Origin of the sequence: Sphingobacterium sp. SG20118 (genome assembly GCF_044740685.1) — a bacterium.
Lineage (GTDB): Bacteria > Bacteroidota > Bacteroidia > Sphingobacteriales > Sphingobacteriaceae > Sphingobacterium.
Window position 1 is genome coordinate 2,189,761 of record NZ_CP172826.1, and the last position, 19,302, is coordinate 2,209,062.

The following is a 19,302-nucleotide window of genomic DNA, read 5'->3' on the forward strand; positions in this document are numbered from 1 at the left end:
CTATTCGGATAGAGTAATTGTAAACGTCTTCGTACATTTGTCAATCCGATGCCTTCACTTGCTCGTGGTTTCATTGTACACCAATATCCTGTTACGGGATGTAAAGGCTATCCCACCCGGTATCTCTACAAATTCAAACGTTATCTCTGGAGCGGTTTTGCTATCCACCCCATATTTAAATGCATTTTCTACGAAATGAATAAACAATAAAGGTGGTATCATTCTATTTTTTAGATCATTTTCAATTTTGAGATTTACGTTACCCGCTATAGGTAGGCGTAAGGTCTGTAGAGCAATGAAATTTCGCATATGCTCGATTTCCTTAAATAGTTCTACTTGTGGGCCATCAACTTCATAGAGAATATACCGTAATATTTCGGATAGTTTGATTATTGTGCTTTCAGAATCTGGCGATTGCTTACGAATCAACCAGCGAATGTTGTTGAGCGTATTGAATAAAAAGTGGGGACTGATCTGAAGTTTAAGAATTGTTAGTTCAGCTTTTGTTTTTTCCAATGCAATCTGTTTGTTCAGTTCCTTTTGCCTTGCCTGTTCGTCATAAAGAAAAATCATCGAAGAGGTAATCATACAAAGAGAATAAATAATGCCTGGCCCTATTACAAGACGTACAAATAGTATGTTTTCCTTTGTGAAATGGGTCAATTCGCCATTAGGGTTAAAGTATACGATAGCATAGTTCAGTGCCACATAGGCTATAAAACCTAGAAAAATCAACAGCTTAAAAGTTTTTTGACGACCAAAGAAATATTTTGGTGCCACATAATAGCAGAGTAGGTAAAAATTGGACGCTAGAAATATAATGTTTGCAAGGTGAGATAATGCAGAGTAGGGTTTAAAATCCGCTATCTTATCTGGTTGATAGAGATAGGTAATAAAAGGCAAAAACAATAGTATGGTCCAGATAACTATATGCAAATAGAATTTTCTAAAGAATCTACCAATCATGATATTTATTTTAACTAGTGTATACAAGGACCATGTCAAAAATATAAAAATATTTGACACTTTTTCGGAAATACCCTCAAAAGAGTTCTCTTAGCATAGATGGAAAAAGCAAGGTAATCCGTATAGGTTTCGTACCATCTCAAAAGTTAGTTGTTCTAAAAGATAGGGTATGACTGTAAGGTATGTAGCAATTGTACGTTTTCAAAGTAAATTAAACATTTTAATGGAAAGATTTTTTTTAACTGATTATTCTCTGTCGCTTAGACAATTTAACTATCTTTAATAGTTATAAAAATTGTATCTATAGAGAGGATGTTACATCTTGTATCAATATCAGATTTTCGTAAACAATAAAATATTCCTAAAACCTAATCACTATGAAAAGAAATTTATCTTTAATTTTTGTTTTATTAACCCTATTTGCATGGACTGCTACCTTTGGTCAAACAACAGGAAAAGTCTTTGATAACCTAAGCTTACACAGTAAAATACTTCATGGAGAACGGAAGTTTTCAGTTTATTTACCCCCCGACTATGAAAACTCTTCAAGGAGTTACCCTGTCCTATACTTATTACATGGTGCCGGTGATGATCATACTGGATGGGTTCAATTTGGCGAAGTGCTTCACATAACCGATAAAGCGATTAAAGAGGGGAAAGCAACCCCTATGATTATCATTATGCCAGATGCCAATTCCGGACAGAGGGGCTATTTTAATTCCTTAGCAGGTGATTGGAATTACGAAGACTTCTTTTTTCAAGAACTAATGCCTTATGTTGAAAAAACATACCGTACAAAGGCTGAAAAAAAATATAGAGCGATAGCCGGATTGTCCATGGGCGGTGGGGGCTCATTTATATATGCATTGCACCATCCCGAACTTTTTTCTTCAGCCTGTCCCTTAAGTGCTTACGTAGGTCCATTATCATTAGAGGAGGCAAAAAGTCGGTTTGTTGACGCTAAATCAACAGCATCTGATGGAGATATCCTAGCATACTATAAAAAACATAATGTGCTATCACTGCTTGAAGAAATTCCTGAGGACAAGAAGAATGCGGTACGGTGGTATATCGATTGTGGAGATGATGATTTCTTATATGAAGGAAATAGTTTGGTTCATATTGCTATGAAAAAGAAAGAAATCCCCCATGAATTCCGAATTCGAGATGGTGCACATACATGGACGTATTGGAGAGATTCTTTACCAGAAGTACTATCTTTTATTACCAAGGAGTTTCATCAATACTAGAAATGATACTATCAAGATGCTTTCTTCTCGTTTCTTATTGAGAAATTCTAAATATTATATATTATAAAAAACTGTTATTTACACTTAGCGTAAGGTGTCGTTGAATTTTTTATAAAAAGCCCTCTATAATATGAAGTGCTCCCAAAAAGTTAGACACTTATTGGGGGCATTTTTTAATCATTATAAACACTGAGATTAGGTTAATTATCAGGTATATCTTCTGTAAATTTCTTTATCCTATTAGATTTAATGGTGAAATAGATCATTGGAATAATAATGAGACACAAGGTTAATGGTAACATCCATATCCCAAGTTTGGTACTGTTATCCTCCGAGATTTGAATTGTTTTAAACAAAATCAGACCAAAGGTGAACACGATTACCAATTTCAAACACCTGAGCATTCTGGTTGCATTGGTATATTGTTTTAAGGCATCTTTTTCCGTTATAGTGGTGGGATAGTTGAAGATATGTGGAAACTTGTTCAAAATCGTTAATACAATAAATAAAATAGACGAAATAAGAGGTAACGTAATAATAGCGCTCTTTTTTCCAAATCCGTCAGCTTCTCCCAATATGTTGTAATGGATTGGAATACGATCAGGCAATGTGCCATATTTATTTAACGTTAATAACCACATACCTAGCACAAGGATCCAACCTAGTATTTCGCATGTTAAATCAATAGATGTAAGTTGAATTTTTACTCGTGGCCTATCTTGCATTTGTTCTGTACTAAACTGCAATTTAATGAAATCCAACATTAAAAACAAAAATGCTAGTTCTAGAGATATTTTTCAAACACATTAAATAAAATGGTTTTAAATTCCTTTTTTTGACCGATTCCTTTCTATATTAGATAAAAATAAGGTCAATTGATCCGCTCATACAGATAGCAATTACAAATATGGAAAATGAATTATTTCACTTTGAAAATCAAAATGATTGGGAAGTTGTAGGAAAAGGAGTAAAAAGACAGATTGCAGTACATAGTCCAGTCATGATGCTGACTAAAGTAAAGTTTGAAAAAGGTGCAACAGGTGAACTACATCGACATCCGCAAACCCAAATTTCTTACGTTAAATCTGGAGTTTTTCATTATGTAATTGATGATATTATGCATGTACTTCACGGAGGTGACAGTTGCATTATTCCTAGTAATGCTTTGCACGGCTGTGAATGCATAGTTGCAGGAGAAACTTATTGACACATTCAATCCTGTTCGAGAAGATTTTCTTATAAAATAGTATCTTTAGCCTATTGTTATAAAATTTCTACACCCATGTTTAACCAATATTATATAAATTAAAATCGAATGAACTTAATATTAGAGAAGTATGTAGCAATTGATTATGATATTTTTAAAGGGTTGGTCATGAACGATGAAATTATGAAATATATCTCCGGAAATGCATGGACAGAACATCAGGCGAGAGAAAAATTCGATGTTATTCTTGCTACTAATAATAGCGAAGACGGGTTAGGATATTTTAAGGTATTTAATCAAGAAGGTGATTTTGTAGGCTATTGTAAATTAGAACGCTACAAGCAGGACGATTCAATACTTGAAATCGGCTATGTTTTAAAGAAAGAGTTTTGGAATATGGGAATTGGATCGGCAATATGTCAAGTAGTCCTAGACCGAGCAGATAAATTATTTCCTGCAGTGGATATTATAGGAATCATAGACCCAGAAAATCTAGCGTCAAAAAAAATACTAGAGAAATTTGGTTTTGAACGTACTTTTCTAGGAATAGAAAATGACTTACCAACCGAAAAATTGACACTAAAAAAGTTTCATACCATTTAATCTCTTTTTTCACATCATCCATTCCGTTTGCCTCCTGACTGAGTCTAAGGAAACGGTTGAATCAAAGCAATTAAGGAGCATTTTTTATTAGTGATATCAAAAAAATAGAAAGCACCCATTCTCATAAAAGTTAGCTTTCGGGTAATGAGTTTGATATCAATTGCTTAATAGAATTTTCCTTTCTTGAAATTAAAGCAAACGTTTGTTTTAGTTTAGCATTTGTATACATCTAGAAATTTAAGTAGTTTGGTTTCATATTGCGGAAATATGTTAAGTGCAGACTTTTATCATTCATGTTTCTAAAACACAAGGATATTCCAGATCTCAATTGAAAACCAAGTCAAATAAATATGAATTTTAAGAATACTATTTTAGCGTCAGCTCTTCTTGTTGGGGCGCTATGGAGTGTACAACCTGTTAAGGCGCAAACACCAGCCTTCGAGATGGTAAACTTCCAAGAAATGGCCGACCCAACGAAAGACGCGTTGGCTGATTGGTCTAATGTAAAGAAAGGCCTACATAGCTCATTTGTAACTATTGATAAACGCTATGCTAAGTCGCTAGTTCCTGATATAAATAAAAAATCAATTGATGCGTTAACCGGTTGGCGTGGAGAACGTGTTTCGGCACAAATATTACTATGGACGAAAGAAGCTGCGCCAGATGTGACCGTAACGGTAACTGATTTTAAAGGAGCAAATAGCACCAAAATGCCCGCTAGCATAGCTTCAGCACGTTTCGTTCGTTACGTGATGACCGATGAATTTGCAGCTGGATGTGGATACCGTAAGAAAGAAGATTTTGCAGCGTCACTGTCTCCAGATATGTTAGACGACCTAACATCTTTAGATTTGGAAGCGAGCAAGGCGCGTCCAGTTTGGTTAACTGTAAAAATACCAAGTGATGCCACAGCCGGGGAATACCAAGCTAACGTACGCATCGAGAGCAAAGGAAAGGTTGTCGATCAATTAACTTTGAAAGTTAGGGTTTTAGAAAACGTGTTGCCTAAGCCAAGCGAGTGGATCTTCCACTTGGATCAATGGCAACATCCTTCCGCTGTAGCACGCGTGAATGGTTTAGAGATGTGGAGTGATGCACACTTTGAAGCGATGAAGCCTGTTATGAAGATGTTGGCCGATGCTGGACAGAAAGTAATCACGACGACCATGAATAAAGACCCATGGAATGTGCAGACTTATGATCCCTATGCAGATATGATCCTATGGAACAAAAATGCAGATGGTACTTGGGCTTATGATTATAAAGTGTTCGACCGTTGGGTGCAGTTTATGATGGACCTAGGCGTAACTAAGATGATTAATATGTATTCAATTGTGCCTTGGAACAATGAGGTGCACTATCGCGATGTAGCCAAGAATGAAGTCGTCAATGTCGTTGCCAAGCCAGGGACTCCCGAGTTTGAAGAGCTATGGACACCGTTCTTGAAAGATCTTGTGAAGCATTTGGATTCAAAGGGCTGGCTAGAAATTACAAACATCGCTATGGATGAACGCACAAAAGAAGAAGTAGATGGAGCGCTGTCACTTTTGAAGAAAGTCGCACCAGTTTTGGGTGTTTCTTACGCGGATAATCAAAAGACTTATCAGCGCTATCCAGACAGTAAAGATATCAGTATTGCGGCAAATCATCCCTTCTCGCATGAAGATTTGCTAGATCGTAAAAAGAGGGGGTTGATTACCACATTTTACGTGTATTGTGGTAATGATTTCCCAAATCAGTTTACATTCTCCGATCCTGCAGAGTCTGCTTATATGGGATGGTATGCTGAGGCCGCTGACTTTGATGGCTTATTACATTGGGCATTCAACTCATGGGTCGAAAACCCAATTTTAGATTCACGTTTCCGTACTTGGCCAGCAGGCGATACCTATATCGTGTATCCGAATGGTAGGAGTTCGATTCGTTATGAAAGAACCTTGGAAGGGGTACAGGATTACGAAAAAGTTCAGATTGTAAAGAAAGCGCTAAAAAAGAAGGGTATGGTCGAGGATTTGAAACGTTTTGAAGCAGCTATCCAGAAGTTGAATAGTGCCGAAAGAACGAAAGTTTGGAATACAAATCTAAACGAAGCGAAGGCATTACTACAAGAACTGTCGATAAAGATCGCGAGCTAAATAAAAATAAGCAAGGCAGTATTTAAAGCGCTTTGCTAAACGGAGTTGCAGCTCTCCTAAAAAGTTATTTTAGGAGAGCTGTTTTTTATGTTTAAGTTCACGTATTTAAATCACCATTTTCCATTTGTCACTTTCGGCATATTCTTTAATTATATTATTTCGCACAGTAAGAAATTGCGTCAGGTAATCCGTTAAGATGAAGTGATTGAATAAGCGTCCAAATATTCCAAAAGGTGATTGAAATTCAAAGATATCTTTCATGATTACCTTTTCACCAACCTGTTCAAATATATGCTCGTGGTAAAGAGATGTAAATGCACCTTTTACTTGTTCATCAACAAAGTAATGTGGGCTGTCAAACGCCGTTATTTTTGAAGTTAGTTTTTGCCTTATACCAAAGTGAGTGGCCTGCCAAGTCACTAATTCATTAAGACCTATCAGTCCTGTAGTTCTACCATCAATAGCATGTTCATTTGTTCTCGAAGTTGAAATTGTGTGCAGGTCAATACTTCTAGCGAGGTCAAAACAGATGTTTATTGGCGCATCTATTTCAGTTATAATTTCAATACTCGGCATTTATTTTTTTTCATTAGTAATTTACACTGTTCTCCGTTATTTCAAATGTATCGATTTTTTTAAAAATCAAAAGGGCCTAATTTTCATTAGACCCTTTATCTTGGCGTTTAACCGTACAGTAATTTATGTTTCTTATCGTTTCCTCTTTTTTGTTTCGTATCCAAAGTTTTTGAAGACATTTGGATTTTTTACCGTACTACGTCATTTATCTTTTCATACTAAAAGCAAAATTTGTTATCGTTTTCTATATTAAGAACACCTGTCATTCATAAAAGTTCATTTTTTTTTAAATATTTGATGATATATTTTATTACCATCTGTATGTGATTGCATTTATATTCATTCCCGCACCGACAGATGCAAACATAACTAAATCTCCAGGAGCTAGCTTATAAGAACTTATTTCTCCATTTAGAACCTGATGCAATAAGGTTGGGATTGTAGCCACCGAATTATTTCCCATTTCAGAGATATTCATCGGCATAATATTTTCTGGAAGTTCTTTGCGTCCATAGAGTTCGTAAAATCTTTTAACGATAGCTTCATCCATCTTTTCATTAGCTTGATGAAGAAAGATCATTTTAAGGTCATCGATACTTTCTCCGCTATGATCTAAACATTCTTTCATGGATTGTGGTACGTATTTAAGTGCATATTCATATACTTTACGCCCCTTCATTTTGATATAACGAGGTTCAGTCTCATCACCCTGATTGGTTCCGAAAGAGTATATATATTCCAGTTCAATATCCGTATCCGATCTGATTATTTTATTAATAATTCCACTATCATCAGACACGTTGCTTTGTATGATACATGCACCGGCGCCATCCGAAAATATCATACTGTCTCTATCTGTCGAATCGAGTACCCGCGATAGCGTCTCCGTTCCAATAACAAGACATGTTTTTGCAGCTCCCGATTTGATTGCCATATCGGCTTGGATAAGCCCCTGTAACCATCCTGGACAGCCAAATATAATGTCATAAGGAATACAATTTACGTTCTTGATTTTCAAATTATGCTTTATCCTAGCGGCAAGCGAAGGAACCATATCCCTTGGAGCTCCTGGATATTTCATGTCTCCGTAGTTATGTGCAACAATAATGAGATCAATCGATTCACTTTCTACCTGGGCATTTGCTATAGCTTCTTCCGCCGCCAGGGTTTCCCATCTCCGAAGCTGTCATTCCTTCTGGCGCGTACCATCTATTTTCAATTCCGGTAATTGCCTTGAATTTTCGAATAATTGTTTCAGCAGATTGCTCGATTGCTATTTGGTCCGGGCCAAAGAATGTATGGTTTAGAAAATACTTGTTTGATATTTTTCGTGAGGGTATGTGGGCCCCGGTACCTATTATTTTTGATTTTAACATATGAAAATACTGGTTTTGACTAGCTTAAATATTGATATGATAAAGAATAACAACTACACCAATACATTGGTGTAGTATGATTTTCTTGGTTAACTTAGTTTTACTTATGATAATGAGCATATTACTAATATACTTTTAAGTATATCAAATTACACAAACAAGTTTATAAAAAGAAGTCATCTAAGAAGTTTATTGTTTTAAATAAACTTCTTAGCTATATTTTGACCATTAGAGGAGATTATCTAAGAATACCAAAATTTCACATTTCTGGAAAATTCACAAAACAATAAACATTTTTTTATAAATTGAACCTTTATAGTGATATGTTAGGAATTTTATAGAATCTCATTGATATAGATGAATTTGAATAGGACAGAGGTTTCGTTATTAAATACGATCAGCGAACTAATGGTTAAAATACCAAAAGGAAAGGTTCATTTGCGAGATGATCGGACAAAAGTACATTGGTGTGTAGAGATAGATCCATTTTTACTTTCCAAATATCCTGTTACCCAGGATTTATATATTGAAGTAACAATGGAAAATCCAAGCACCTTTCAAGAAAGCAAACGGCCAGTAGAAACAGTCACTTGGAAAGAGGCCGTAAATTTTTGCAATAAACTTTCAATCCAAACAGGATTGAATCCCTGTTATGTCATTCCGGAAAACAATGGAGATATAACATTTGATAATACAGCCGACGGATTTCGTTTGCCAACAGAAGCAGAATGGGAGTATGCCTGTAAAGCAGGAACAAGCGAAATAAGATATGGCGAGCTTGATTTAATAGCTTGGTATAAAAATAATGCTCGAAATACGACACAAGTGGTAGGCCAGAAGAAACCTAATGCTTGGGGACTTTTTGATATGTTGGGTAATGTTTGGGAGTGGTGTACCGATCTATATGACACTGAAGTGTACGGTTCATACCGTATATTCCGCGGCGGTGGTTTTTGTGATCAAGAGAGAAGCGTTATGGCCACGACTAGAAGAAGGAGCCATCCTTTAAAATTCAAGATTGAAGACCTTGGATTCAGAATTGCGAAAAACAAATAGAATGAGGATAAAGCTATGTGGTGATAAATTACCCGTAAAAAATTTACCTAAATCATGAAAACAATAAAAGCCATTCTTCATAGAATGGCTTTTATTGTCTACGATCATAAAATGTCTCTAGTGTTCAAGCCTTTTATTATATCTGGCTTGCATTAGAAGAATTGAATCTTCATACAAGGTATATTATTGATTTATATTAGATGATTCTGAGTAGTTTTTAAGAAGAGATCGAATATCATCAGATGCTGGGAGTTCAAATACTTCAAGGTCAAAAGATTTAATAGCAGCGAATAGATGATCGAAAATATCTGACATTGTATCTTCAAAAAAAGACCATTGTGTACCTTTGGTAAACATATAGAGTTCTAATGGAAGCCCATGTTCATTAGGAGCTAATTGACGAACTAATAAGGTTAATTCCTTATGTATATTAGGGTTTTGCGCTGTATAAGCCTTGATATATGCTCTGAACAGCCCGATATTGGTCATTCTTCTACCATTAACAAGAACTTTTGGGTCTACTTTATTCAGGATATTATATTCCTTTATTTCATTTTCTCTTTTTTCAATATAAGGGGCTAAAAGTGCAATTTTTTTAAGCTCTTCAATCTCTTCAATACTGAGATATCTAATGGTTGAAATTTTGATATTGATAGCTCTTTTGATCCTTCTACCTCCACTTTCCTGCATTCCTCTATAATTTTTTAAGGAGTCACTGAGCAGCGTGTAAGTCGGGATCGTGACAATCGTCTTATCCCAATTTTGAACTCTCACATTGTTCAGGTTTATTTGTAAAATATCTCCATCGACACCATATTTTGGCATTTCAATCCAATCACCCACACGTACAGAATCATTGGCAGAGACTTGTATACTTGCTACAAATCCAAGTATGGTATCTTTAAATACCAACATCAAAATAGCTGAAGCAGCACCGAGTGAAATTAGAAAAGACCAGGGTGACTGTCCCGTGATCAGAGAAACAATAAGAGTCCCAATCACAAATATCAAAAATATTTGCAGTACTTGAAGGTAGCTATCAACAGGTTTATCCACAAAAGCTTTGGAAGATCTCAAAATATCTCTTCCGGTCTTTAATAGACCATTTACAACACCGTAAATAGAAATGACTAACAGGATGCCGAGCAACTTTGATAATGTCGAGGTGAAAGACGGAAATCCCATAAATACATAAGGTAGTAAGTATTGTGATATCGCTATGAGAATAAAACGGCTAAAATGAACCTGTACCTTATTTTCAAGTAGCTTATTATCCCAATTGGTTTTACTTTTTTTAATCAATCCCGTAACTATTGAATTGAAAAATATACGTAAAAGATAGTCTACAAATAGTAAGAGGATAAAAGCTGAGATGAGGAGAAAGGTAGAAGTCAAGATATGAGCAGTCTTATCGTAAATCCCTATAGCTTCAGCAAGGTTGAATGTCCATTGATAGATTGAACTTGTAGTTCGTTCGGTGATGTTAATAATGTTTGATTTTTCCATATTAACAAACAAATATACAAAAATGAAATTGATGTAATTTCTGAACCTACTATTATGAACAATCTAATAACATATATTTCAAGATATTCTAAGAAACTGAGGCTGATTATTTATAAATCAAAAGGGCCTAATTCTCATTAGACCCTTTATCTTGGCGTTTAACCGTACAGTAATTTTTATGTTTCTTATCGTTTCCTCTTTTTTGTTTCGTTATCCAAAGCTTTTGAGGACCTTTGGATTTTACCGTACTACGTCATATCTTTTACATTCGAAGCAGATTCGTTATTGTATTCTATTATAAGAACACTTGTCATTCAAATAAGTTCATTTTATTTTAAGAAAAGTGTTAATGGTTCTAATATTGGAAAATAGCTCCTCTGTTATGTTTGATTATCTGAATTATTTAAACTTGAAGAGCTATTCGTAATCCCAAAATATTCTACTTCAAAATATGATAAAGCAACAAAAAAGAAACATTTTACGCATGCTGTTTGTTTTGCTTCTAAGTACTTAATAGCGTATATTTATATACCAACAAAACTTGTTATCATGAGCACAACGAAAGCCAAATCTCTAAAAACAATCAGTATAAACGGAAAAAACTATAACTATTGTTCACTTAAAGATCTTCCCGAAGGATCGGTAGCCCATCTACCGTTCAGTATCCGCATCTTACTTGAAAATGTATTGCGTAATTACGACGGTTTCAGTATTACCGATGAACATATCAAGACACTCATCAACTGGACACCCGAACCTGTCGATAAAGACATTCCTTTTAAACCAGCCCGTATCTTGATGCAAGATTTTACAGGTGTTCCAGCTGTAGTTGATATGGCATCGCTCCGAGCTGAATATGTCCGTCACGGAAAAGACGGTCAAAAAATCAATCCTGCTATTCCTGTAGATTTAGTGATCGACCATTCCGTACAAGTGGATTATTATGGAACAGATTACTCTTATGGGAAAAACGTAGAATTGGAGTACCAACGGAATAAAGAACGCTACGAATTACTCAAATGGGCGCAACACGGTTTGAAAAACTTTACAGTAGTCCCTCCAGGAATGGGCATTTGCCATCAGGTGAATCTTGAATATTTAGCCAAAGGTATTATAGAACGTGAAGGTTGGTTGTTTCCAGATACTTTGGTAGGTACCGATTCGCACACACCTATGGTAAACGGTATGGGCGTGGTAGGTTGGGGGGCAGGAGGTATCGAAGCCGAAGCAGCTATGTTGGGGCAGCCCATCTTCTTCACCTGCCCAGAAGTGATCGGCCTCAAGTTGACCGGTAAAATTCCAGAGATTTGTACTGCTACCGATATGGTATTATCGATAACCAAAGTCCTTCGTGATAAAGGTGTAGTCGGCAAGTTTGTCGAACTTTTTGGAGATGGCTTGGATTACCTAACTGTTACCGATAGGGCTACCATTGCCAATATGTCGCCAGAATTTGGTTGTACCATTACCTATTTCCCTATCGACGACCGTACGTTGGAATATATGCGCACCACTAATCGCTCAGCCGAACAGATCAAGATAGTTGAAGAATATTGTAAAGAAAATCTTTTGTGGCGAACAGGTCATGAAGAAATCCGTTTTTCTTCTATAGTAGAGTTTGATCTGTCCACTTTAGAACCAACTGTTTCTGGACCAAAACGCCCGCAGGATAAAATTCTGGCAAAAGATCTTGGCAACCAATTTGCCACTCTGTTGAACCAAGAATACCAACGCAACTATAGCCTCCCGAATCTAAGAAAAGAATCGGCATGGCTTGCTGATGGAGGTTCTGGAACCGAATTTACTTTTGGTAAAGTTCCTAAGAGTACAGAATCCACGATGGAAGTTGTGAAAGATACGATGCAGTCTGTTCGTATAAAATATAAGAATCAAGAATTTGTTTTGAGTGATGGGAGTATTGTTATCGCCGCCATCACAAGTTGTACCAATACATCCAATCCGGCCGTGATGATAGGCGCAGGGCTGTTGGCACGCAATGCGATAGAAAAAGGACTACGCACTAAATCATGGGTCAAGACTTCCTTAGCGCCAGGCTCTAAAGTTGTTACGCAATATTTGAATCGCTCAGGACTGAGCAGCGACCTGGAGGCCCTTCGCTTTCACACCGTGGGTTATGGCTGTACATCCTGTATCGGAAACTCGGGTCCTTTACCACCACATATCGCAGAAGCTGTAGACAAGGGAGAGTTGGTCGTAGCATCGGTGCTCTCGGGTAATCGAAATTTTGAAGCAAGGGTCCATCCACAGGTTAAGATGAACTTTTTAATGTCACCCATGTTAGTGGTGGCTTATGCCTTGGTAGGAAGGGTAGATGTCGACCTTATGAATGACCCACTGTCGTACGATCCCAATGGTCAACCTGTATATCTAAAAGACATCTGGCCAAGCCGTGAAGAAATCGTCCAGACCGTCAATGATTGCGTCAAACAAAGTGATTTTCAGGAAGTCTACGATGTTATTTTTGACGGTTCCGAAGATTGGCAAAATCTCGAGGTCAACCTCGATGAACGTTTTGAGTGGAATAAAGATTCGACTTACATTAAAGAAGCTCCATTTTTTGAAAACCTACAGGCAAATCCTGAACCTGTTTCAGATATTACCAGTGCTCGTGTCTTATTGTATTTAGGCGATTCGGTGACGACGGATCATATTTCACCAGCCGGTTCGTTCCGAGAAAACAGTGCCGCTGGACAATACCTGGCTTCACACGGAATAGATAGCGCTGATTTTAACTCTTACGGTTCGCGTCGTGGAAATCATGAAGTCATGATGCGAGGTACATTTGCGAATGTCCGGATCAAAAACAAAATAGTTGATAAAGAAGGAGGCTTCAGTATTTACTTTCCAAGCGGTGAAGTAAAAACAGTTTACGAAACAGCTATGGAATATCAAAAGACCCATACGGCGCTTATCGTACTGGCGGGGAAAGAGTACGGGTCGGGTTCCTCCCGTGACTGGGCCGCCAAAGGAGCTTTTTTATTAGGAGTAAAAGCCGTAATCGCAGAGAGCTTCGAACGCATCCATCGCAGCAATCTGGTAGGTATGGGGGTGGCACCATTGGTATTTACCGACGGGCAAAATGCAGAAAGCTTAGGGCTGGATGGCACTGAAGTTTATGACATTTTAGGACTTGCCGATAATCTAACACCACATAAGTTGTTGCATGTTAAAGCCACACACCCAAGTGGCAAGATAACCGAATTTAAAGTTCAGGCGCGTATGGATTCAGCTATCGAAATAGAATATTACAAAAATAACGGTATCCTGCAATATGTGCTAAGAGATTATCTTAAAAACAGTTAATGTATTTACTCTAGTAGGAGTATAGGTGAAAACTAAAAAGGGATTGGCTACATATAGTCAATCCTTTTTTAGTTCATCATCATAATTAGTTTTGGTTAGATCCCAATGTAATAAATGAAAGCGCTGCATTGCTTGCTTTGTAGGTTGCTATCGCTGCGGTTAGCATTACGATTTTCTGGTCAGTGAAGTTATCCACAACATATGACCTTCTTATCGCTTCAAAATTGTTCAGGCAGAAAGACCTTTCTATTATTGCTTTTTAAAAGGAAAATCTGTACGATTCAAAATGTTTCCATCATACTCTCGGATATAAGTATGGAATCCCTTCTTTCCTTCTTTAAGTTCAATGATCCGCGCCCCATTTTTATCTCTGACGTAGGTGTTTTCACTTCCTGAAAAACAGCCGTAGGCTAAACCAATCCCATAATAGTCCACCAAGTAATCATTCACATGGTCATGCCCTACAAATGTTCCAATCACGTCTTTCCGCCCTAACATAGCAGCATACATACCCGAATTGATGATCGGACTACCCTCATTTTCATAACGAACACCAATACGTTTATTGGCTAGTTTGTCAAATGCAATTCCGTATTCCGGAAATGGGATATGAAAAAAGGCTAATGCTGGAATTACACGACCATTCGACGCCTCTATCTTCGCGCTTTCTTTTAAATACCAGTTCACTTGATTAAAACCAAACCAGTCATAACCCTTTATGCCATCAACCTGTGAATACGCTTTTGAATCCATAGCATACAAAGTAAATGCTGCTTTATGATCGTTCCCCATTACAGCTATGCTGGCATTGAGTACACCATCTACTTCCTGCAAACTAGCCCGATTGTTGATCAACAATGGTTTTTTGGACAAATAATCAGCAACCTGCGATCTGCTCCATTCACTTTCATCATCATGGTTTCCTAAAGTTACGATGTAAGGGATATTGCGCGAGATCACCACGTCCAACACCTCATCCCAACCTTTGGAAGTCGGAGCTTTGACCACCACATCCCCAGTAAAGATTACGACATCCGGTTTTTCACTTTCCAGCGTACTTTCCATCATTTTGATAGATTTTGCAGAAGGAACTGCTCCTGCAGCATAATGCAGGTCGGTGAATTGAACAATCTTGAAATTGCCATGTTTGTTAAATTTCAATTGTTGAGCAGATACAGTCTGCATCATGAAAAATAAAATAATTCCTGCAAAAATTGTAGAAAAACGCACTATATACATGGTTTAAGGATTTAATATGTGTTAATAGATGAAGCTTGTTGCAGTCTTAATTTTCATTTGATTGCAATATTAAGCATTTCCGCAAAGTAAGCTGAATATTGTTAATACAGTTTTAAGTTAACTTTATAAAAAGGTTAACTAATTTTAAGTAGTTAAATCTTTTTGAAGGTACCTTTCATCAAACCTAGATCTGTACTTCATTCAAGCAAGATCAAAATCAACTATTTAGGCTAAGCCACATCCATAGATGTGGCTTTTATATTAATCAAGATTTTATGGATTTATCATCTGGCAGGGTTTATAACTTAGAAAATTTGAAAGATGTTTTGTAAATTGGTAGCACTATTTATATACAGTATGCGTAGAAAAACACAATTGATCACCGCGATGATGCTATTTTCAACTACGGTTGCGGTAAGCCAGATGAAAGTTCGTGAAGAACTGCCTGAAAAGTATAAGTGGGACCTTTCCCAATTATATGCTACGGATGAAAGCTGGAAAGAAGAAAAAGAACGAGTGCAACAAAAAATGCAGAAAGCTGCCTCGTACAAAGGAAAGCTTACACAGTCAGCTGCCCTACTTTTAGAAGCATTAGAGCTGAACAGTACACTAATCAAGGAAATGTCAAGACTTTCATCGTATGCAGCGATGAAGTCTGATCAAGATACCCGTGTGACCAAATATGCAGGAATGAATCAAGAACTGCAACAACTTTTTTCGGAATATGGAGCACTGACCTCATTCATGGAGCCTGAGTTATTGACCCTGAAAGAAGAGCAGCTCAATGTTTTTATTGCAAAAGAAAAAGGGTTGTCCATCTATAAGTTTTACTTAACAGATTTACTGCGCAAACGCGCACATAGAGGATCCGAAGAAGTAGAGAAAGTATTGGCATACTCCTCCTTAATGTCTGGCAATGCTGCTAATATCTACAGTACATTCATCAATGCTGAGTTTCCATATCCAGAGGTTGAATTGAATGGAGAGCATGTCAAGCTTAACTCCGCCAATTTTGCATTATATAGAGCCAGTGAAGACAGAGAAGTTAGGAGCAAGGTATTTGCCACCTATTTTGGTAAATTGAATGAATTTCAACGGACCTTCGGCGCACAGCTCTATGGTAATATCAATGCAGGATTGTTTGCTACAAAAGCCCGTAATTATGAGAGTACCTTAAATATGGCGCTTGATGGTGGTAATATTCCGACTGATGTCTTTCACAACCTCATCAAAAATGTCAATGGCAATTTAAACACCTTCCATCGCTATTTAAATCTTCGTAAGCGCATGATGGGGGTAGACACCCTGCACTATTACGATTTGTATGCACCTTTGGTTGATAAAGTCGATCTATCCTATACCGTAGAAGAAGCAGAAGAAAATATTCTGCAATCATTGAAACCCTTGGGCGACGACTATATAGCAGTGTCCAAGAAAGCATTTGAAGAAAGATGGATCGATATGTATCCAAACGAAGGAAAGAGATCAGGAGCATATTCCAATGGTTTCTGCTTACGACGTACATCCGTATATTCTCATGAATTATAATGGAAAGTACAACGACATGTCTACATTGACCCACGAATTAGGGCATACCATGCACAGCTACCTAACCAATAAGAAACAACATTTCGCGAATGCAGATTATTCGATTTTTGTAGCAGAAGTAGCTTCCACATTAAATGAGGAGTTACTAAACGATTATATGTTGAAGCAGATTAAAGACGATGAGACTAGGTTAGCTATCCTTGGTAACTACCTCGAAGGCGCCAAAGGAACACTATTCCGTCAAACGCAATTTGCCGAATTCGAATATATGATCCATGAAAAAGTGGCTAAAGGAGAAGCGCTCACTGGTGAAAATTTTGATAACATATATCTTGAACTGACCAAACGGTATTACGGACATGATAAAAATGTTTGTATTATTGATGACAACGTGAAATCCGAATGGTCTTACATCCCACATTTCTATTATAATTTTTACGTGTACCAATATGCGACATCATTCACGGCTTCAACCGCACTATCCGAAAAGGTATTGCGCGGAACAGATGCCGATCGTAAGAAATATCTTAATTTTCTAGCTTCCGGAAGTACCAAATATCCGGTAGACCTTCTTGTTGATGCAGGAGTGGACATGAATACTACCGAACCCTTTGACCTGACGATTGCAAAGATCAATAAAGTTATGGCCGAGATGGAGGCTATTCTGACGAAACAAGGTAAATAAGAACAGTAATTGACCGAAACAACAAAAGCCGTAGCAATACGGCTTTTGTTTATTACGACTATTAGAAGCTGATATAAATTTCAGGCTCTAATATATACATCAAGCTAAATATTTAATTCTCCCTCTCGTCCAATATCTATTTTCTGACCAGAAATAGCACTTTTCGCAACTTGGAATATGGTCACCAGTTTATTCGTTTTATTATCCCAATAATGGGCATCCTGAACTTTCACTTTCAATATGCGTATATGAGGATCATCTTTTCCTTTTTCAAACCAAGCTTCTACAAATCTGTTCCAATATTTCTCAATACGTTCTTGGCTATTAGATATTTCTACTTCGCCATTTATACTCAAGAAGTTGTAGTCATCAACTTGAGAAAATAATAGACTTATTAAATTGTTGCTTTCAAGGTTTTTAAATGTTTCACTTTCTGCGGAAATAAGATACCAGATATTACCTTCTTCATCTACTTCCTGCCTACTCATAGGTACAGCATGAACAAAGCTGTTCGCTACAGGGTAGGTGCACATCATTCCAATATCAATCTTGTTGACGAAATCTCGCAGTTTGTGAATAGCTTCAAGATTATGTAAATTCTCTGTACTCATAAAATTATTTTTTTTAAAACCAAACCTATATTGATAACGTTTGAAGACAGATAAAGTTCATTACAGAATTAGGTATATACTAGAAAAATTATAAAGCATAAGAACATATTCAGAACGATGTATCTTTCCTTTGTTCATCAAAAAAGATTAAAAGCTGACTTTTAACAGGTAATTGTCAAATAAATCAAAAGAGAGATTGTAGCTCTAAAAGATATTTTAACTTAGGTCAATTTTTTGGACTCGAATAATTATGGAACGTAAAATCACATTTTTCTCATTGAAAGAAATTGTTGAGGAACAAATGAATACGCAGTTGTATGACGGATATACAATATGTCGTTTGCACAAAGACACTATGAGCGATTTACGCATGCAAGAACCCATGCGTACAGATAGTTTTGGTATGACGCTAATTTTAGCAGGCTCATTACGTATGCGGATTGGTTTTTCAGAACATGAGATGGGTGCAAGGATGGCTTTTTTACATTCACCAACAACAATATTAGAGTTTATCGAAATGGATGAACAGCTTGAAATGATCAGTTGCATGTTCTCGCTCGATTTCTTAAAAAGTATTGGCATATTTTTTCAAGGAAAGTCTTCTCTTGACTTTTTATTTGATAACTATTTAAAAGTATTTGATTTACAAGAGCAGGCGGTTAAGAGATATGCTATCCACATGGAGCATTTACAGGAATTAAACTTACGTAAAAGCCCCATTAAAAATCAGATGGAAATTATCCATAGTACCTTCTCTCTTTTACATTATGAAATAGAATCAATTCTTATGCAAGAGATTGTACATAATGTGGCGTTAAGTGGACGAAAGGAAAAATTATGTATGGAGTTTATTACCCTTGTTATGGATGGATTTAAAATCCATAGGTCGGTACAGCATTATGCAGATGCTCTTTTTATTAGTCGTAAATATTTGAGTAGAGTAGTCAAAGAAGTAACAGGTCTCAATCCTTTACTAATTATTGAGCAAACATTGATGGCAGAAATTATTAGCAAATTGCGTTCTAATTTGTTTTCTATTTCAGATATCATGCAACAATTAAATTTTAATGATCTTCCGACTTTTAGTAAATTTTTTAAAAAAAATATCGGTATTTCTCCCAATATGTACCGAAAAGAATTGTTGAAGTAAAAAACATCATTATTGATTTGGTGTCTTTTTGACAAGTTAAAATCCCTTTTTGACTTTTTATCATATTTAG

Annotated in this window: 15 protein-coding genes and 1 pseudogene; 8 read left to right on the forward strand and 8 right to left on the reverse strand. The window is 36.6% G+C overall.

Annotation, left to right across the window (positions count from 1 at the left end; all coding sequences use genetic code 11):
* Positions 1–54: 54 nt before the first annotated feature.
* Positions 55–966: a sensor histidine kinase gene (locus ACFX5U_RS10250; protein WP_400263375.1), complete on the reverse strand. Its 912-nt coding sequence runs from the start codon at positions 964–966 to the stop codon at positions 55–57.
* Positions 967–1,343: 377 nt separating this feature from the next.
* Here ACFX5U_RS10250 and ACFX5U_RS10255 point away from each other — a divergent pair, with 377 nt between their 5' ends.
* Positions 1,344–2,216 (forward strand): alpha/beta hydrolase, encoded by an 873-nt coding sequence (locus ACFX5U_RS10255; RefSeq protein WP_400263376.1) that lies wholly within the window; start codon positions 1,344–1,346, stop codon positions 2,214–2,216.
* A 200-nt stretch (positions 2,217–2,416) separates the two neighbouring features.
* Here ACFX5U_RS10255 and ACFX5U_RS10260 read toward each other — a convergent pair whose 3' ends face one another.
* Positions 2,417–2,980, reverse strand: coding sequence for a DUF1648 domain-containing protein (locus ACFX5U_RS10260; protein WP_400263377.1), 564 nt, complete (start codon positions 2,978–2,980; stop codon positions 2,417–2,419).
* Between the two features lie 143 nt (positions 2,981–3,123).
* Here ACFX5U_RS10260 and ACFX5U_RS10265 point away from each other — a divergent pair, with 143 nt between their 5' ends.
* From ACFX5U_RS10265 to ACFX5U_RS10275, 3 genes are all read left to right on the forward strand, one after another.
* Entirely contained in the window at positions 3,124–3,423 is a 300-nt protein-coding gene (locus ACFX5U_RS10265) for a cupin domain-containing protein (RefSeq protein ID WP_400263378.1), read from the forward strand.
* A 108-nt stretch (positions 3,424–3,531) separates the two neighbouring features.
* Positions 3,532–4,026 (forward strand): GNAT family N-acetyltransferase, encoded by a 495-nt coding sequence (locus ACFX5U_RS10270; RefSeq protein WP_400263379.1) that lies wholly within the window; start codon positions 3,532–3,534, stop codon positions 4,024–4,026.
* A 350-nt stretch (positions 4,027–4,376) separates the two neighbouring features.
* Positions 4,377–6,161, forward strand: a complete 1,785-nt coding sequence (locus tag ACFX5U_RS10275) for a glycoside hydrolase domain-containing protein (RefSeq protein ID WP_400263380.1) — start codon at positions 4,377–4,379, stop codon at positions 6,159–6,161.
* A 105-nt stretch (positions 6,162–6,266) separates the two neighbouring features.
* On the opposite strand, the gene ACFX5U_RS10280 is transcribed toward ACFX5U_RS10275, so the two are convergent.
* The 3 genes from ACFX5U_RS10280 to ACFX5U_RS10290 all read right to left on the reverse strand — a co-directional run bounded on the left by ACFX5U_RS10280 (position 6,267) and on the right by ACFX5U_RS10290 (position 8,113).
* The gene (locus tag ACFX5U_RS10280; RefSeq protein WP_280568019.1) at positions 6,267–6,737 is read right to left on the reverse strand and encodes an SRPBCC family protein; all 471 of its coding nucleotides are present in this window, start codon (positions 6,735–6,737) and stop codon (positions 6,267–6,269) included.
* A 310-nt stretch (positions 6,738–7,047) separates the two neighbouring features.
* A complete protein-coding gene (locus ACFX5U_RS10285) occupies positions 7,048–7,818 on the reverse strand; it encodes a 3-oxoacyl-ACP synthase III family protein (RefSeq protein ID WP_400263381.1) in 771 nt (256 codons plus the stop codon).
* Between the two features lie 40 nt (positions 7,819–7,858).
* Entirely contained in the window at positions 7,859–8,113 is a 255-nt protein-coding gene (locus tag ACFX5U_RS10290) for a hypothetical protein (protein WP_400263382.1), read from the reverse strand.
* Positions 8,114–8,470: 357 nt separating this feature from the next.
* Between ACFX5U_RS10290 and ACFX5U_RS10295 the strand changes: the two genes are divergently transcribed.
* Positions 8,471–9,169, forward strand: a complete 699-nt coding sequence (locus tag ACFX5U_RS10295) for a formylglycine-generating enzyme family protein (RefSeq protein ID WP_400263383.1) — start codon at positions 8,471–8,473, stop codon at positions 9,167–9,169.
* Between the two features lie 183 nt (positions 9,170–9,352).
* Here ACFX5U_RS10295 and ACFX5U_RS10300 read toward each other — a convergent pair whose 3' ends face one another.
* Positions 9,353–10,675 carry a mechanosensitive ion channel family protein gene (locus ACFX5U_RS10300; protein WP_400263384.1) on the reverse strand — a complete coding sequence of 441 codons (1,323 nt, stop codon included), beginning with the start codon at positions 10,673–10,675 and terminating at the stop codon, positions 9,353–9,355.
* Between the two features lie 549 nt (positions 10,676–11,224).
* On the opposite strand from ACFX5U_RS10300, the gene acnA reads away from it, so the two are divergent.
* Entirely contained in the window at positions 11,225–13,999 is a 2,775-nt protein-coding gene (gene acnA, locus ACFX5U_RS10305) for an aconitate hydratase AcnA (RefSeq protein ID WP_400263385.1), read from the forward strand.
* 249 nt (positions 14,000–14,248) lie between these two features.
* Here the strand turns inward: acnA and ACFX5U_RS10310 are convergent, their stop codons facing one another.
* Positions 14,249–15,187 carry a metallophosphoesterase family protein gene (locus ACFX5U_RS10310; RefSeq protein WP_400263386.1) on the reverse strand — a complete coding sequence of 313 codons (939 nt, stop codon included), beginning with the start codon at positions 15,185–15,187 and terminating at the stop codon, positions 14,249–14,251.
* A gap of 795 nt (positions 15,188–15,982) precedes the next feature.
* Here ACFX5U_RS10310 and pepF point away from each other — a divergent pair.
* Positions 15,983–17,471: pseudogene (gene pepF, locus ACFX5U_RS10315) on the forward strand (oligoendopeptidase F).
* A gap of 104 nt (positions 17,472–17,575) precedes the next feature.
* Here pepF and ACFX5U_RS10320 read toward each other — a convergent pair.
* Entirely contained in the window at positions 17,576–18,082 is a 507-nt protein-coding gene (locus ACFX5U_RS10320) for a pyridoxamine 5'-phosphate oxidase family protein (RefSeq protein ID WP_038702536.1), read from the reverse strand.
* Positions 18,083–18,332: 250 nt separating this feature from the next.
* Between ACFX5U_RS10320 and ACFX5U_RS10325 the strand changes: the two genes are divergently transcribed.
* Positions 18,333–19,232, forward strand: a complete 900-nt coding sequence (locus ACFX5U_RS10325) for a helix-turn-helix domain-containing protein (RefSeq protein WP_280568002.1) — start codon at positions 18,333–18,335, stop codon at positions 19,230–19,232.
* The last annotated feature ends 70 nt before the right edge of the window (positions 19,233–19,302 follow it).

Excerpts from the sequence above, each read along its gene's own strand:
- ACFX5U_RS10320 (WP_038702536.1), bottom strand. The coding sequence starts at position 18,082 with ATGAGTACAGAGAATTTACATAATCTTGAAGCTATTCACAAACTGCGA.
- ACFX5U_RS10325 (WP_280568002.1), top strand. The coding sequence starts at position 18,333 with ATGGAACGTAAAATCACATTTTTCTCATTGAAAGAAATTGTTGAGGAA.
- ACFX5U_RS10310 (WP_400263386.1), bottom strand. The coding sequence starts at position 15,187 with ATGATGCAGACTGTATCTGCTCAACAATTGAAATTTAACAAACATGGC.
- ACFX5U_RS10290 (WP_400263382.1), bottom strand. The coding sequence starts at position 8,113 with ATGTTAAAATCAAAAATAATAGGTACCGGGGCCCACATACCCTCACGA.
- ACFX5U_RS10280 (WP_280568019.1), bottom strand. The coding sequence starts at position 6,737 with ATGCCGAGTATTGAAATTATAACTGAAATAGATGCGCCAATAAACATC.
- ACFX5U_RS10255 (WP_400263376.1), top strand. The coding sequence starts at position 1,344 with ATGAAAAGAAATTTATCTTTAATTTTTGTTTTATTAACCCTATTTGCA.
- acnA (WP_400263385.1), top strand. The coding sequence starts at position 11,225 with ATGAGCACAACGAAAGCCAAATCTCTAAAAACAATCAGTATAAACGGA.
- ACFX5U_RS10265 (WP_400263378.1), top strand. The coding sequence starts at position 3,124 with ATGGAAAATGAATTATTTCACTTTGAAAATCAAAATGATTGGGAAGTT.
- ACFX5U_RS10270 (WP_400263379.1), top strand. The coding sequence starts at position 3,532 with ATGAACTTAATATTAGAGAAGTATGTAGCAATTGATTATGATATTTTT.
- ACFX5U_RS10295 (WP_400263383.1), top strand. The coding sequence starts at position 8,471 with ATGAATTTGAATAGGACAGAGGTTTCGTTATTAAATACGATCAGCGAA.
- ACFX5U_RS10250 (WP_400263375.1), bottom strand. The coding sequence starts at position 966 with ATGATTGGTAGATTCTTTAGAAAATTCTATTTGCATATAGTTATCTGG.
- ACFX5U_RS10285 (WP_400263381.1), bottom strand. The coding sequence starts at position 7,818 with ATGAAATATCCAGGAGCTCCAAGGGATATGGTTCCTTCGCTTGCCGCT.
- ACFX5U_RS10260 (WP_400263377.1), bottom strand. The coding sequence starts at position 2,980 with ATGTTGGATTTCATTAAATTGCAGTTTAGTACAGAACAAATGCAAGAT.
- ACFX5U_RS10275 (WP_400263380.1), top strand. The coding sequence starts at position 4,377 with ATGAATTTTAAGAATACTATTTTAGCGTCAGCTCTTCTTGTTGGGGCG.
- ACFX5U_RS10300 (WP_400263384.1), bottom strand. The coding sequence starts at position 10,675 with ATGGAAAAATCAAACATTATTAACATCACCGAACGAACTACAAGTTCA.